The sequence below is a fragment of the Methylobacterium sp. CCH5-D2 genome, from assembly GCF_001556475.1.
Taxonomy (GTDB): Bacteria; Pseudomonadota; Alphaproteobacteria; order Rhizobiales; family Beijerinckiaceae; genus Methylobacterium; species Methylobacterium hispanicum.
In genome coordinates, this window is record NZ_LSIX01000037.1 from 1 (window position 1) to 270 (window position 270).

Sequence of the window (270 nt, forward strand, 5' to 3'; positions counted from 1 at the left end):
ACTGGCGCACCTCGCCCCCGATGGGGATGACCTGCGCCACGCCCGGGATGGTCAGGAGCCGCGGCCGGATCGAGAAGTCTGCGACCTCGCGCACCTGCATCGGGCTCGCGGTCTCACTCGTGACCGCCACCAGCAGGATCTGCCCCATGATGGAGGAGACCGGGCCCATCACCGGGGTCACGCCGCGGGGAAGCTGGTCCTGCACCAGGGCCAGCCGCTCGGCGACCTGCTGGCGGTTGCGGTAGATGTCGGTGCCCCAGTCGAACTCGA

General features: G+C 70.4%; 1 protein-coding gene. It reads right to left on the reverse strand.

The features are described from left to right. Positions 1–270: efflux RND transporter permease subunit (locus tag AX737_RS00775; RefSeq protein WP_156453445.1), on the reverse strand; the 270-nt coding region annotated here is incomplete at both ends.